This is a genomic window from Pseudomonas chlororaphis subsp. chlororaphis, from assembly GCF_003945765.1.
GTDB classification, from domain to species: domain Bacteria; phylum Pseudomonadota; class Gammaproteobacteria; order Pseudomonadales; family Pseudomonadaceae; genus Aquipseudomonas; species Aquipseudomonas chlororaphis.
The window spans coordinates 2,741,355-2,755,471 of record NZ_CP027712.1 but is presented as its reverse complement, the minus strand read 5'-3'; the positions used below and the strand labels follow the sequence as shown (position 1 = coordinate 2,755,471).

Annotated in this window: 15 protein-coding genes; 11 read left to right on the top strand and 4 right to left on the bottom strand. The window is 64.3% G+C overall.

Annotation, left to right across the window (positions count from 1 at the left end; all coding sequences use genetic code 11):
• Nucleotides 1-37 precede the first annotated feature (37 nt).
• Together C4K27_RS12715 and C4K27_RS12710 are read left to right on the top strand one after the other, a co-directional pair.
• A complete protein-coding gene (locus C4K27_RS12715) occupies nt 38-721 on the top strand; it encodes a response regulator transcription factor (protein ID WP_007930717.1) in 684 nt (227 codons plus the stop codon).
• Nucleotides 699-2,093, top strand: a complete 1,395-nt coding sequence (locus C4K27_RS12710; protein ID WP_053260718.1) for a sensor histidine kinase — start codon at nt 699-701, stop codon at nt 2,091-2,093. The genes C4K27_RS12715 and C4K27_RS12710 overlap by 23 nt, the downstream gene beginning before the upstream one ends.
• Before the next feature lie 48 nt (nt 2,094-2,141).
• Here the strand turns inward: C4K27_RS12710 and C4K27_RS12705 are convergent, their stop codons facing one another.
• The 4 genes from C4K27_RS12705 to C4K27_RS12690 all read right to left on the bottom strand — a co-directional run bounded on the left by C4K27_RS12705 (nt 2,142) and on the right by C4K27_RS12690 (nt 5,883).
• Entirely contained in the window at nt 2,142-2,390 is a 249-nt protein-coding gene (locus C4K27_RS12705) for a DUF1652 domain-containing protein (protein WP_081002271.1), read from the bottom strand.
• An 11-nt stretch (nt 2,391-2,401) separates the two neighbouring features.
• On the bottom strand, nt 2,402-2,653 hold the full coding sequence (locus C4K27_RS12700) for a CsbD family protein (RefSeq protein WP_053260716.1): 252 nt from the start codon (nt 2,651-2,653) through the stop codon (nt 2,402-2,404).
• Nucleotides 2,654-2,788: 135 nt separating this feature from the next.
• Nucleotides 2,789-4,288, bottom strand: a complete 1,500-nt coding sequence (locus C4K27_RS12695) for a helix-turn-helix transcriptional regulator (protein WP_053260715.1) — start codon at nt 4,286-4,288, stop codon at nt 2,789-2,791.
• Between the two features lie 272 nt (nt 4,289-4,560).
• Complete coding sequence (locus C4K27_RS12690; RefSeq protein ID WP_053260714.1) at nt 4,561-5,883, bottom strand: sigma-54 interaction domain-containing protein; 1,323 nt, start codon at nt 5,881-5,883, stop codon at nt 4,561-4,563.
• A gap of 382 nt (nt 5,884-6,265) precedes the next feature.
• Here C4K27_RS12690 and C4K27_RS12685 point away from each other — a divergent pair, with 382 nt between their 5' ends.
• The 9 genes from C4K27_RS12685 to C4K27_RS12645 all read left to right on the top strand — a co-directional run bounded on the left by C4K27_RS12685 (nt 6,266) and on the right by C4K27_RS12645 (nt 14,060).
• Nucleotides 6,266-7,150, top strand: coding sequence for an MBL fold metallo-hydrolase (locus C4K27_RS12685; RefSeq protein ID WP_053260713.1), 885 nt, complete (start codon nt 6,266-6,268; stop codon nt 7,148-7,150).
• A 34-nt stretch (nt 7,151-7,184) separates the two neighbouring features.
• Nucleotides 7,185-8,462 (top strand): NAD(P)/FAD-dependent oxidoreductase, encoded by a 1,278-nt coding sequence (locus C4K27_RS12680; protein WP_053260712.1) that lies wholly within the window; start codon nt 7,185-7,187, stop codon nt 8,460-8,462.
• On the top strand, nt 8,459-9,283 hold the full coding sequence (locus tag C4K27_RS12675; protein WP_009043357.1) for a sulfite exporter TauE/SafE family protein: 825 nt from the start codon (nt 8,459-8,461) through the stop codon (nt 9,281-9,283). Before C4K27_RS12680 ends, C4K27_RS12675 begins: the two co-directional genes overlap by 4 nt.
• 198 nt (nt 9,284-9,481) lie before the next feature.
• Nucleotides 9,482-11,059, top strand: a complete 1,578-nt coding sequence (locus C4K27_RS12670) for a phospholipase effector Tle1 domain-containing protein (RefSeq protein ID WP_053260711.1) — start codon at nt 9,482-9,484, stop codon at nt 11,057-11,059.
• The gene (locus tag C4K27_RS12665; protein WP_081002260.1) at nt 11,059-11,712 is read left to right on the top strand and encodes a DUF2931 family protein; all 654 of its coding nucleotides are present in this window, start codon (nt 11,059-11,061) and stop codon (nt 11,710-11,712) included. The genes C4K27_RS12670 and C4K27_RS12665 overlap by 1 nt, the downstream gene beginning before the upstream one ends.
• Before the next feature lie 75 nt (nt 11,713-11,787).
• Complete coding sequence (locus C4K27_RS12660; RefSeq protein WP_053260710.1) at nt 11,788-12,444, top strand: DUF2931 family protein; 657 nt, start codon at nt 11,788-11,790, stop codon at nt 12,442-12,444.
• 209 nt (nt 12,445-12,653) lie between these two features.
• Nucleotides 12,654-13,088 carry a YeeE/YedE family protein gene (locus C4K27_RS12655; protein ID WP_053260709.1) on the top strand — a complete coding sequence of 145 codons (435 nt, stop codon included), beginning with the start codon at nt 12,654-12,656 and terminating at the stop codon, nt 13,086-13,088.
• A gap of 17 nt (nt 13,089-13,105) precedes the next feature.
• Nucleotides 13,106-13,525 (top strand): DUF6691 family protein, encoded by a 420-nt coding sequence (locus tag C4K27_RS12650; protein WP_053260708.1) that lies wholly within the window; start codon nt 13,106-13,108, stop codon nt 13,523-13,525.
• Nucleotides 13,526-13,589: 64 nt separating this feature from the next.
• Nucleotides 13,590-14,060: a GNAT family N-acetyltransferase gene (locus C4K27_RS12645; RefSeq protein ID WP_053260707.1), complete on the top strand. Its 471-nt coding sequence runs from the start codon at nt 13,590-13,592 to the stop codon at nt 14,058-14,060.
• Nucleotides 14,061-14,117 lie beyond the last annotated feature (57 nt).

Below are 14,117 nucleotides of genomic sequence, written 5' to 3'. Positions count from 1 at the left end.
CGGCCTGTGTCATGAAATCCCAATCAGGTAAGCCCCTATGACCCGCATTCTGACCATCGAAGACGATGCCGTAACAGCCCGCGAAATCGTGGCCGAACTGAGCAGCCACGGGCTGGACGTGGATTGGGTCGATAACGGTCGCGAAGGCCTGGTACGCGCCGTCAGCGGCGACTACGACCTGATCACCCTCGACCGCATGCTGCCCGAGCTGGACGGCCTGGCCATCGTCACCACCCTGCGCACCATCGGCGTGTCGACGCCGATCCTGATGATCAGCGCCCTGTCCGACGTCGACGAACGCGTGCGCGGCCTGCGCGCCGGCGGCGACGACTACCTGACCAAACCCTTCGCCTCCGACGAAATGGCGGCCCGGGTCGAGGTGCTGCTGCGGCGCAAGAGCACGGTGCAGGAGTTCGAGACCAGCCTGCGGGTCGCCGACCTGGAGCTGAACCTGATCAGCCGCGAAGCGACCCGCGCCGACCAGTTGCTGAGCCTGTTGCCCACCGAATACAAGCTGCTGGAATTCCTCATGCGCAACACCGGCCAGATCCTCTCGCGGATGATGATTTTCGAGGAGGTCTGGGGTTATCACTTCGACCCGGGCACCAACCTGATCGACGTGCATATCGGCCGTCTGCGCAAGAAGATCGATCCGCCCGGCATGACCCCGCTGATCCGCACCGTGCGAGGCTCGGGTTATGTCATTGCTGAACCCCTCTAAGGGCTGGCGCTCCTCCAGCAGCCGCCTGCTGGCGCTCTACAGTTCGCTGTTCGTGGCCTGGAGCTGCATCCTCATGGGCGTCATGTACTACGAGGTGTCCGGGTATCTGGAAAGCCTGGCCAAGCACTCGCTGATGCAGCGCCAGCACCTGTTCGCGCGCTTCCAGGGCGAGCAGCTGGAAGAGGCCCTGACCACCAGCATGACCTTCGACATGCGCGCCATCGACGCCTATGGCCTGTTCGACGAGCGCCGCCACTACCTCAGCGGGCCGATCCGCGAGATCCCCGACGACCTGCCGCTGGACGGGCAGATCCATGAGCTCAAGAGCTGCATCGACTCCGACGACCCCAACCTGCCCCGCGACAGTTGCGATGCGGTGGCCACCTACACCCGTGATGGCCGCTGGCTGATCCTGGTGCGCGACAACGGCTCGCTGTTCGCGGTGACGCGGATCATCCTCCACGCGCTGCTGTGGGGCGTGTCGCTGACCATCATTCCCGGGGCCGCCGGCTGGCACCTGCTCCGGCGCCGGCCGCTGCGGCGCATTCGCGCCCTGCAGGCCAGCGCCGAGGCGATAGTCGCCGGCGACATGACCCACCGCCTGCCGCTGTCCAACCGCCGCGACGAGCTGGACATGCTGGCGGCCATCGTCAACGCCATGCTCGACCGCATCGAGCGGCTGATGAACGAGGTCAAGGGCGTGTGCGACAACATCGCCCACGACCTGCGCACCCCGCTGACCCGCCTGCGCGCCCAGCTGTACCGCATGCAGCAACAGGCGGTCGAGGGCACACCCGAAGCCTTGCAGCTGGACCAGGTGCTGGCCGAGGCCGACCGGCTGATGGCGCGTTTTCGCGGCTTGCTGCGGATTTCCGAGATCGAGGATCACCAGCGCCGCTCGGGGTTTGTCGAGCTCGACCCGCTGCCGCTGCTGCGCGAGCTGTATGACTTTTATTTGCCGCTGGCCGAGGAAGGCCAACTGACCCTGACCCTGGATGTGCCCGCCACGCTGCCGAGCCTGACCGGCGACCGCGCCCTGCTGTTCGAGGCCCTGGCCAATCTGTTGAGCAACTCGATCAAGTTCACCCCGCCGGGCGGCGAGGTGATTCTGCGCGGTGTCGAGGACGGCGGCTGCACGCGCCTGGAAGTCCTCGACTCCGGCCCCGGCATTCCCGAGGCCGAGCGTAAGGCGGTGTTCCAGCGCTTCTACCGGGTCGACGACAGCAACTCCCACGGCGGCTTTGGCCTGGGCCTCTCCATCGTCGCCGCCATCGTCAGCCTGCACGGCTTCAAGCTCGACGTCGGCAGCAGCGACCGCGGCGGCGCGCGCCTGAGCCTCGATTGCCGGCCGAGCCTGATCGCCAAGGGCTGAAGCGCAGCTACCCACGCCACTCCCCTACGAAGAGCATGTCGGCGGGGGTCAGGACAGATGCAGCAGGCTGATGGAGTTGCTGCGCAACTCGTACCGCAGCTCCTCGATCATCGCCAGCACGTCCGCCTCAGTCTCAAGCAGCCGCGGGTCGATGCCGGTGACCACCAGGTCGACCCGGCCGCTTTGCGGTTCGTAGATCCGCAGGGTGAAGGTGGAGTCGGAGCCGGTGCTGAAGGCACAGGCCAGGGGCGCGAAGCCCTGTTCGATGTAGCGGCGCAACTGCGCCCGGGAAATCACCCAGGCCTTCCTCAGCGGCGACGCCATAACAGGCCGGCCAGCAGGCCGATCCCAGCGAGGATGGCGACGCTGGCCATGGGTTTGTCACGGACAAAGCGGGAGACGCTGTCCAGCGCATCGCCATAGGTTTCCTGCCATTGCCCGGCGGCCTGGCGGGCCGCCCCTTCCAGGCGCATCTGCTGATCGTCCAGCAGCTCGCCTACCACGCCCTGGGCCTTGCCGGCCGCCGTGCCCACCGCGCCTTTGATCTGTTCGCTACGCATCGTGCATTCCTTCAGCTGATGATGTTCGGTGCATGGCCCGTGTCAGCCACGGCACCGCACCTCACCCAGCCTAAGAAACCCCGTCACGCCGCAAAAGCGCCATTTGTACTGGTGGCACTGGTGCATTTGCACCTGTCAGCGCTGAGCCTTGCCACGGCGCTCGCCGCTGAACAGCCCGCGCTCGCGAGCCCAGACAATGGCCTCGGCGCGGCTGTGCACCGCCAGCTTGGAATACACCGTGGCCACGTGATTGCGCACCGTGCTGGGCGCCAGCTGCAGGCGCGCGGCGATCTCCTTGTCGGCCAGGCCCTCGCAGATCAGCCCCAGCACATCGCGCTCGCGGGCGGTCAGGTCGGTAAAGGACGCACTGGGCTGCTCGGCCTGGTTGGCGCTGCGCACATTGGCCAGCTTTTCGATCAGGGTCTGGCTGAACCACGAGGCATCGCGCATCACCTCCTCGATCGCCGACACCAGCTCCAGCTCGGAGCGCTTGCGCTCGGTGATGTCCATCAGCACCAGCAGGTAGCTGGGCTTGCCCTGGATATCCACGGTGTCGGCCGAGACCACGCAGTCGAGCAGTTCGCCACCCTTCTTCGCCACCCGAAGGTCGACGTTGCGCACATCGGCGCTTTTCTCCAGGGCGCCGAACAGGCTGGCGCAGGCCTGCGGGCTGGCGATGAAACCGACTTCTTCCACGGTCTTGCCCAGTAGCTCCTCGGCGGCATAACCGGTGCTGTCGAGAAAGGCCTCGTTGACGTCGACGATCTGCTGGCTGTCGGCGCCGCAGACCAGGGTCGGCACCGGCGTCAGGCGAAACGCCTTGGCAAAGCGCTCCTCGCTCTGGCGCAGGGCCGTCTCGGCCTTGCGCCGCGGCTCCAGGTCCATGAAGGAAAACAGCATGCAGTCTTCTTCGTTGATATCCAGCGGCTGGCCGGCAACGATCACCAGCTTGCTGCCGCCTTCGGGCAGGCGCAGTTCGGCCTGCATCTGCGGGATGGTCGCGCCCTGGTTCAGGCGTTCGATGGCCAGGTCCTTGCGCTCGGCGCCCTCCAGCACATCCACTTCGTACACCGAGCGGCCGATCACCTGGTCGCGGGCATAACCGGTCATTTCCAGGAAGCCCTGGTTGACCTTGATGTAGCGCAGGTCGCTGAGGCGGCAGATCACCGCCGGCGCCGGGTTGGAATTGAAGGTCTTCTCGAAGCGCTGTTCGGCGCTGGCCCACTCGGTGGCGTCGCTGAGGATTAGCACCAGGGATTCCACCTCGCCGGCGCGGTCGGTGAGGATCATGCTGCGCACCCGATGCACCCAGGTACGTTCTTCCTCACCCTCGCCGCTGCGCACCTCCACCACCACATCGCTGAAAGTCTCCCCGGCGGCGACCCTATTGATGGGGTAGCTGTCCAGGGCCAGCGGGTGGTTGTTGCGATAACGCAGGGCGAAACGCTCGGCGTATTGCTGGTCGTCAGCGCCCAGCTCGGCGATCTCCTCGACCCCGTGCATGGCCAGCGCCGCCTCGTTGGCCCAGACGATGCGCCGGTCCGCCTCGAGCAGGATGACCCCGTCGGACAGTCCGGAAATGATCTGCTGCAACTGCCGGCGATTGGTTTCGGTGGCGAGTAGGTCCTGGCTCATGGCGACTCCTCAAAGGCCCGGCGCCACTGGCGTGACGTCGAAAAAAGGCGGGCAGAAACTACGACCACGGCGCATCGCCATCGTGCCCTGGAGCTAATACCCCCTTACCGCCGAAGCGCATCCCTGTAGCCGCTGGCGCAGCCTGCGATAGACCCGAAGGATCTCTGGCGCCAGCAGGATCGCCACGAGCGTGCCGCTCGATCGCAGCCTGCGGCAGCGGCTACACAGGCATTGAGCAGGAGCGGAATATCGAGGGGGCGATATGGCGTGGCTCAGGAAATGCCCAGGGCCTTCAGGCGTCGGTACAGGGTGCGCTCGCTCAGGCCCAGGGCCTTGGCCAGTTCGCTGCGCGAGCCTTCGAACACTTCCAGGGCGTGGGCCAGTTGTTCCAGGTCCTTGCCCGCGCGGCGCCGGCTCGGCGGCGTTGTCGCGGCGGCGCTACCCTCGCGCAATTCCTCGGGCAAATCCTCGACGCGGATCACCCCGTCGTCGCTGAACAGCCGCGCCCGTTCGAGGATATTGCGCAGCTCGCGGATATTGCCCGGGTAGGCATACAGACCCAGGCGCTCCAGTGCTTGCGGTGCGACCCGCGGCACGGCGCCCGGCGCCAGGCGTTGCAGCAGGCTGTCGATCAGCAGCGGCAGGTCGTCGCTGCGCTCGCGCAGGGCCGGCAGACGGATCGGGAAGGCGCTGATGCGGTAGTACAGGTCCTGGCGGAAGGTGCCGGCGGCGACCATTTCCTTGAGCGGCTTGTGGGTCGCCGAGACCAGGCGGAAGTCCGAATGCACGGTGCGCAGGCTGCCCACCGGGCGAAAGCTGCCAGACTCGATCAGCCGCAGCAGCTTGACCTGCATCGCCAGCGGCACTTCACCGATCTCGTCGAGAAACAAGGTGCCGCCATGGGCCGCCTCGGCCAGGCCGATCTTGCGTTGCAGGGCGCCGGTAAAGGCCCCCTTCTCGTAGCCGAACAGTTCGCTCTCCAGCAGCGACTCGGTCAGACCGGTGCAATCGACCACCACCAGCGGCCCGCCGGCACGTGGGCTGCCGTCATGCAGGGCGCGAGCGAACAGCTCCTTGCCGGTGCCGGATTCGCCCTGCAGCAGCACCGGGATCTGCGACGGCGCCGCCCGCTGCAGGGCACTCAAGGCCGCATTGAAGGCCGGTGAACGCCCCACCAGCCCCTTCTGCTGCGGTTGCACCGAAGCCACCGCCACCGAACTCAGGCGCTCGACGTAAGCCACCACCTGCCCCGTGTCGCCGAGGATCGGCCGCAACTCGACGTCCACATGCTCCGGCCCGCGCGGGGTGTGATGGATATGCAGCAGGCGCTCCGGCAGGCGGGTCTCGAAGGCCTTGCGCATCGGGCAATGCTCGCCGGCCTGGTCGCACGGCACCGCGAACTGGTGGGACACCCGATAGCACTTGGCGCCGACATGGGGCTTGCCCTCGACACCGAACTGGCGCTGGTAGGCGGTGTTGGCGGCGAGGATGTTGTAGTCGGTGTCTAACAGGATCGTCGGCTGCGCGTCATGCTCCAGATAGGACATCAGGGCTAACATTTCAGGATTGGCGAGGGCATTCGGGGTCTGGGGCATGGCAACTCCTGGGCATTGCGCGGCAGCTTAAACCATGGGCCCGGGTTCTGCCATTTTCTGCCAGAAACTGCCAATCGACTGCCACCCACAATTGACAGTGACAGCCAGAACGCCCACCCCAGGCCTTTGAATTCAATGAATGGGCGGTAAAAGCAGCGCGCGCCGGTTGGCACGCTTATTGACAGTCCAAGGGTCTGTACGAAAAGTCGGCGAGCGAAGGTCAGGCAAGGCAAAAACAGGCGAGGAAGCGGAGTGTAGGGGCCTACATGAGCATTCCGAGCCTGTTTTTAACGCAGCATGACCGAGCGCAGCCACTTTTCGTACAGAGCCTAGGGACGACTGCCAGTCCCGGCCGGCGTCACCCTATTGCTCGGAGAACCCCATGATCATCGGCGCATCGCTGTGCGTAGAAGCCTTTTTTGACAGCCAGACGTGGACCATCAGCTACCTGGTGATGGACCTCGACACCCGGCGCTGCGCGCTGATCGACAGCGTGCTGGACTACGACCCCAAGTCCGGCCGCACCCGCACCGAGTCCGCCGACAAACTGATTGCCCGGGTGCGTGAACTGGACGCCCAGGTCGACTGGATCCTCGAAACCCACGTGCACGCCGATCACCTGTCCGCCGCGGCCTACCTCAAGGCCCAGCTCGGCGCCCGGGTGGCAATCGGCAACCAGATCACCGTGGTGCAACAGGTGTTCGGCCGGCTGTTCAACGAAGGCCAGGGCTTTGCCCGCGACGGCAGCCAGTTCGACGTGCTGCTCGAAGACGACAGCCGCTTCGCCATCGGCAACCTCCAGGCCCGCGCCCTGCACACCCCCGGCCATACCCCGGCGTGCATGACCTACCTGGTACAGGTTGGTGAAGAGACCGTGGCCTTTGTCGGCGACACCCTGTTCATGCCCGACTACGGCACTGCCCGCTGCGACTTCCCCGGCGCCGACGCGCGCACCCTGTACCGCTCCATCGGCAAGATCCTCGCCCTGCCAGCGCAGACCCGGCTGTTCATGTGCCACGACTACCTGCCCAACGGCCGCGAGCTGCAATACATGACCACGGTCGCCGAACAGCGCGCCCACAATATCCATATCCATGAAGGGATCGACGAAGACGCCTTTGTGCGCATGCGCGAAGCCCGCGACGCCACCCTGGAAATGCCGGTGCTGATCCTGCCGTCGGTGCAGGTCAACATGCGCAGCGGCCAGTTCCCCGAGCCCGACGACAACGGCGTGAGCTACCTGAAGATCCCGCTGAACGCCCTTTAACACCTATAACGCCACTCCACCAGGAGACGCTGCCATGCGCCCCATTTCCCCCATCCCACGAGCCGTCAACGGCAGCCACCAGGTGCTGATCGTCGGCGGCGGCGCGGCCGGCATTGCCACCGCGTCCAGCCTGATCAGCCGCGAACCGCACCTGGACGTCGCCATCATCGACCCGGCCGACACCCACTATTACCAGCCCGGCTGGACCCTGGTCGGCGCCGGGGTGTTCCGCGCCGAAGATACCGCCCGCAGCATGGCCTCGCTGATCCCCAAGGGGGTGAAGTGGATTCAGGCGGCGGTGAGCAGCTTCGAGCCGGAGCACAACGCCCTGCTGCTCAACGACGGGCGCGTGCTGGGTTATGACCAGTTGATCGTCTGCCCCGGCCTCAAGCTCGACTGGAACGCCATCGACGGCCTGAGCGAAACCCTGGGCAAGCATGGCGTGACCTCCAACTACCGCTACGACCTGGCGCCCTACACCTGGCAACTGGCGCAGAACCTCAAGCAGGGCCAGGCGCTGTTCAGCCAGCCGCCGATGCCGATCAAATGCGCCGGCGCGCCGCAGAAGGCCATGTACCTGTCCTGCGATCACTGGCTGCGCAACGGCCGGCTGGGGCAGATCAACACCCGTTTCCTGAATGCCGGCGGCGTGCTGTTCGGCGTACCGGACTATGTGCCGGCGCTGATGGAATACGTGAAGAAATACGACATCGCCCTGGATTTCGGCCACAACCTGGTGGCGGTGGACGGCCCCGGTAAGCGGGCGACCTTCGTGCGCAACGGTGCCGATGGCCAGCAGGAACGCATCGAACTGCCCTTCGACATGCTGCACGTGGTGCCGCCGCAGACCGCCCCGGACTTTATCCGCAACAGCCCGCTGGCCGACGCCGCCGGCTGGATCGACGTCGACCCGTACAGCCTGCGGCACAAGCGCTACAGCAACATCCACGGCCTGGGCGACGGGACCAATACCAGCAACGCGAAAACCGCGGCGGCGGCGCGCAAGCAGGCGCCGGTGGTGGCCACCAACGTGCTGGTGAACCTCAAGCGCCTGCCGACCCGGGCGCAATACGACGGCTACGGCTCCTGCCCGCTGACCGTGGAGCGCGGCAAGATCGTCCTCGCCGAATTCACCTACGGCGGCAAGGTCGCGCCGAGCTTTCCGGCCTGGCTGCTGGACGGTCGCCAGCCGACCCGCCGCGCCTGGTGGCTGAAGGAACGCATCCTGCCGCCGCTGTACTGGCGCGGCATGCTCAAGGGCCATGAGTGGCTGGCGCGGCCGAGCCTGGTGACGGACCTGCCGGAATCATGAGTGAGTACAGCTTGCTGGGCGCCGGCCTCGGCGCACTGATCGGAGCGATCCTGGCATTGACCGGGGCCGGCGGCGGGATTCTCGCGGTGCCGCTGCTGGTGTTTGGCCTCGGCCTGAGCATGGTCGAGGCCGCGCCCATCGGCCTGCTCGCGGTGGGCCTGGCGGCCGCCGTGGGTGCGGTGCTGGGGCTGCGCGAGGGCATCGTGCGTTACCGCGCCGCCGGCTTCGTCGCCGCCATCGGCATCCTCATGGCGCCCGTGGGCCTGTGGCTGGCCCACCGCCTGCCGAACCTGCCTCTGGCCCTGCTGTTTTCCGCGGTGCTGCTGTACGCCTGCGGGCGCATCCTGCTCAAGGCCACCCGCGAACTGCGCCACGGCCAGCCAGCGCCCCGCGCGGCCTTCCAGCCCTGCGTACTCAACCCCTTGCAGGGCCGGCTGCGCTGGACCCTGCCCTGCGCCCGCGCGCTGACCGTCACCGGCCTGCTCTCGGGGCTACTCTCCGGGTTGCTCGGGGTCGGCGGCGGCTTCGTGATCATCCCAGCGCTGACCCGCTACACCAACCTGGACAGCAAAAGCATCGTCGCCACCTCCCTGGCGGTGATCGCCCTGGTGTCCGCCGGCAGCGTGATCACCGCCAGCCTCAGCGGCGTGATGCACTGGGCGGTGGGCGCGCCCTTCGCCATTGGCGCAGTGCTGGGGCTGATCGCCGGCCGGCAGGTCGCCCGCTACCTGGCGGGGCCGCGGTTGCAGCAGTTGTTTGCCTTGGTGGGGATGCTGGCGGCGGTGATGCTCAGCCTGGGGGCGCTAGGAGCCTGGCACTGAGCTCATGAGCTCGCTCCCACTGCAGGAGCGAGCTTGCTCGCGATAGCGCCCACTCAAACGACAAAAACATCCTGGCAATAAACCGTTCCTACAACCAAATCAGCCACTGCGTCGCCGCTTGCAGAATCCTCCTAAATCCCTGCCCCGCCATTCCCGGTACGGTTTCCAGCGCCCCTTTCGCCTGAACCAGGACCCGCCATGGCCAGCAACGGACCCGGGCCGATGCCCAGTGTTTTACGGCCCGCCAATCCCAACCAGAGCCCCGCTGAACGCGCCGCCGAAACCGAAGAGCCCAGCTACGGCGAACAGCTCTGGGCGCAGTACGAGAAATACGCCAAAGAGCCTGCGCCACCGCCTGAAAAGGTCCAGGTAGCGCTGCGCATTGGCGTGTTCTTTGATGGCACCGGCAACAACGCCAGCAACTCGGCCATGGGCCAGCTGTGTGGCGCCCAGCATCCTATTGAGGACAAGGATCTCGATGGCAGTTGCAAGCCGTATATGAGGGATCCGGAGAGTAGTTATGGAAATGATGTGAGCAACGTCAAAAGGCTGAGGGAGCTGTACTACTCCCCGCAGAAAGCCGAAGGCGAAGGCCTGCAAAGACGCGCCTATCGCTCAATCTATGTCGAGGGGATCGGAACGCGGACTGGCGAGAAGGACAGCCTGATTACCTCGGGTACAGGACGTGGCGATACGGGAATATCAGGGTGTGTGCAGAGGGCATTCCGTGAAATCGAGGAACGTATTGTTTTCTTCTTCGAGCAAAATCCCGAATCCGAAATCTCATCTCTGACTTTTGACGCTTTCGGCTTTAGCCGAGGCGCCGCCGCAGCCCGGCACTTTGCCAATGAAGTCGTACGCTGGCTGGGTCCGCTCGAACTGATTCTGCACAGTCATTCCGACGCTTTTTGCCCTAGCTTCAATCGACAGTACGGTAACGATGTTGATATGGGATTTATCGGCCTGTTCGACACAGTGCCGTCGGTTGCCGGCTTGAGCAATCTGGGCAACGTGCGCAGCGCCATTGCCCCGGGCATCAAGCTGCACCTCGACCGCCGCTACTTTCGCTCAGTGGTCCAACTGGTCGCTCGCGACGAGTACCGGGCTAACTTTGCCCTGAGCCGGGTCAAGCCCGACCACCTCGAGATTGCCCTGCCCGGCGCGCACTCGGATATCGGCGGAGGCTATTTGGATGAGGCGCAGGAATGTGTGCTGGTCAGCCCGATGCAGGCACTGGAGGTGCCTATCAATACCGACGTGACACAGACCTCAATTTACCGGGAAGCGGTCCAGGCGAGAAAACGCTGGCTGAGCGAGGGCTGGCCCGCACAATGGCTGGAGATCGTCACGCCGGAACCGCTGTTGCTACCGCAGGATTCACAGGACCGTCTCGGCTTACAAAAAAAACGGGTATATGCCGGCGTACAGCTCAAGAGACCGATGAGCAACAGACTATCGAGGGTGTATCTCCATGTGATGTATGAGTTGGCCAAGGAGAACGGCGTGCGCTTCAACGTTATTGACGAGCAGGATCCGGACTATGCCATTCCCCTAGAACTTCAGGCCCTTTGTGACAGATTCGTCGCCGGTGACTACAGTACGACTCCAACCGAGGAAACCATGCTCAAGCTGCGTTACATCCATCTCTCGGCCCACTGGAACCACCCGCTTGGCAAACAGGATGGAGGTAGCCTTAAAGTCGTCTATATCAATGCTCCCACGGTGGATGCCGTGCGCGTGCAACATCCTCACGTACCTGACTGGACGCTTTGGTAATGAGAGCATTCATCGCCCTGCTGGGCACACTGCTGTTAAGTGGCTGCCAAGCCGCAGACCCACTTTCCGGAAAAAATGATCCCAAGGCCCCCTGGTGGGATCTCGGATTTACCGAGCCCTACTACATGAAAGTCTGGGTTGAAGAAAGCGCAGTAGAGGATATCCGCGGAAAACTAGTTCGTCGTATAGGAGGGGGGACTGCAGCAGGCGGCGATCCTGGTTTCAAAAAAGAATGGGCCAGAGGCTGGGATGGCGTGGGAGGTGATGGTTATCCCGCAGTAGGCGCCGACCTACCCAAACGCATTTTCGTGCGCTGGCAGTCGGTCGTAGAACCACAAACCTATCGGGTATGGATCGATATCCCGGAAGAGGCCCGACAGCTGATGCGCACTGCAACCAACCGACGTTGCCCGGCGACTCCAAAGCAAACCGCAAGCTATATGGCCTCAGTCAATCTGGGGCTGGCCCCGGGAGGCATTGTTCAGGTTTGGGTCAGAGACGAATGCCGTCATCCGATCAAAATCGCCCGTGCCCAGGCGGAGATTGAACCGCTGGGACCGCACCTCGGTAAATCAAACGGGCACTATTACCCCCTCTCCGAAAACTCCAAACGCTACATAGAGAAATATGGCATTCCCTATGGCAGTTGGTAGGCAGGTCCCTTCTGATATCGAAGCGCGCTGCTCACCAATCACGTCCCCTCACGTACCTGACTGGACGCTTTGGTAATGAGAATGTTCATCGCCCTGCTGGGCGCACTGCTGTTGACTGGCTGTCAGACCGACCCACTATCCGGAAAAAACGACCCCAAAGATCCCTGGTGGGAGCTTGGCTTCATCGAACCGTACTACATGAAGGTCTGGGTCGAGGACAGTGCTGTTGAGGACATCAACGGCAAACTATTCACTCGTACTGGTGGCGGCTCCGCTGCGGGTGGCGACCTCGGTTACGAAAAAGAGTGGGCCAGAGGCTGGGGGGATAGCGTTGGAGGCAGTGGATGGTCAGTAGTTGGCGCAGACCTTCCCAAGCGAATTTACGTGCGTTGGCAATCCATCGTAGAGCCACAGACTTATCGCGCCTGGGTCGATATCCCGGAAGAAGCCCGAAAAATCATGTGGACCTCGACTAACCGACGCTGCCCGGAGACTCCGCATCAGACTGCACGCTATATGGCATCGGTCTATTTAGGCCTGGCCCCTGGCGGCATCGTTCAGGTGTGGGTAAGGGATGAATGCCGTCACCCTGTCAAAGTAGCCCGGGCCCAAGCAGAAGTTGAGCCATTGGGACCGGACCAAGGAAAAAACAATGGGCGTTACGCCTATAAGGTCAGCGAGAAGTCCAAACGTTATATAGAGAAATACGGAATTCCCTATGGCAGTTGGTAAACAACTCCCCCTCACACACCTGACTGGACGCCTTGGTAATGAGAGTACTCATCGCCCAGTTGACGCGCTGATGCTCTGCGGCATACCGCAACTCTCACAGGCAACTCCCCAACTGACAGCCCCCCTCCTCTAACCACCTCAGACATATCGCACCACCACCCCAAAGACTAAACCCCACTCACCCTTCCCTCGCACAAGGTGCCCCTCCCATGAACATCGACTGGCTGCACTTCACGCCTTGGAGCGCCCTCGCCGGTGGCGCGCTGATTGGTCTGGCCGCCGGTCTGTTTGTCATGGCCAACGGGCGTATCGCCGGGATCAGCGGTTTGCTGGGCAGCCTGTTGCAACCGGGCAGCGAAGGCTGGAGTGAGAAGGCCCTGTTCCTGTCGGGCCTGCTGCTGGCGCCGTTGTTCTGGGGGCTGTTCCAGGTGTTGCCGGCGATCGAGTTTCAAAGCGGCATAGCCGGCCTGATCGGCGCCGGGCTGTTGGTGGGCCTGGGTACGCGCTACAGCGCGGGCTGCACCAGTGGTCATGGGGTCTGTGGCATCTCCCGATGGTCGCCGCGCTCATTGGTCGCCACCCTGAGTTTTATGCTGACCGGCTTTATCACCGTCTGGCTGCTGCGCCACGGGATGGGGCTATGAACGGGAAGTCTGTGAAAATGCGCAAGGTCACGGCTTTTATCGCCGGCCTGGTGTTTGGCCTCGGCCTGCTGCTGTCGGGCATGGCCAACCCGACCAAGGTCCTGGGCTTTCTCGATCTGGCGGGCCAGTGGGACCCGTCCCTGGCCCTGGTGATGCTCGGCGCCATCGGCGCTGCCTGGTGGCCGTTCCACTGGGCCATCAAACAGCCCAATGCTCTGCTCGGCGCGAGCATGCAATTGCCCACCCGCCGCGACATCGACCGCCGCCTGATCGGTGGCAGCCTGCTGTTCGGCGTCGGCTGGGGCATCGCCGGCATCTGCCCGGGGCCGGGACTGACCCTGCTGCTCACGCCCCATTGGCAGGCCTGGGTATTTGTCCTGGCCATGCTGGCGGGCATGCTGCTGTTTCAGTGGCTGGAAGCACGCCGCACGCACTAAGCCCTTGGCGAACCAGACCCACCAAGGCTAGTGTCCAGACCTGCCCTTCAAAGGACTCCTCCACATGGACTGTGAAATCCGCCCCGCCCACACGCAGGACGCCGACGCCATCAGCCGCCTGATCATCGCCGCCCTGCAGACCAGCAACGCCCGGGACTACCCCGCCGCGGTAATCGCCCAGGTGCAGGAAAACTTCAGCCCGCACGCCGTGCGCCGGCTATTGAGCAAACGCCAGGTCTGGGTGGCACAAGCGGCCGGCGAAATTGTCGGCACCGCCAGCCTCGACGGCCATGTAGTGCGCTCGGTCTTCGTCGCCCCGGATAGACAAGGCCAGGGCATCGGCCGCCAACTGATGGCCGAGCTCGAACGCCAGGCCCTGGGCGCCGGCCTCACCCAGCTGACGGTGCCCGCCTCGATCACCGCCGAAGGCTTCTACGCCAACCTGGGCTTTCGCACCCTGCGCGAACAACACCACGGCGAAGAACGCACCCTGATCATGCAACGCGAGCTTTGCCCAGCGACGCACACCCTGTAGCCGCTGCCGAGCCCGCGAGGCTGCGATCGGCTGCGCAGCAGTCGCAAAACCTGCAAA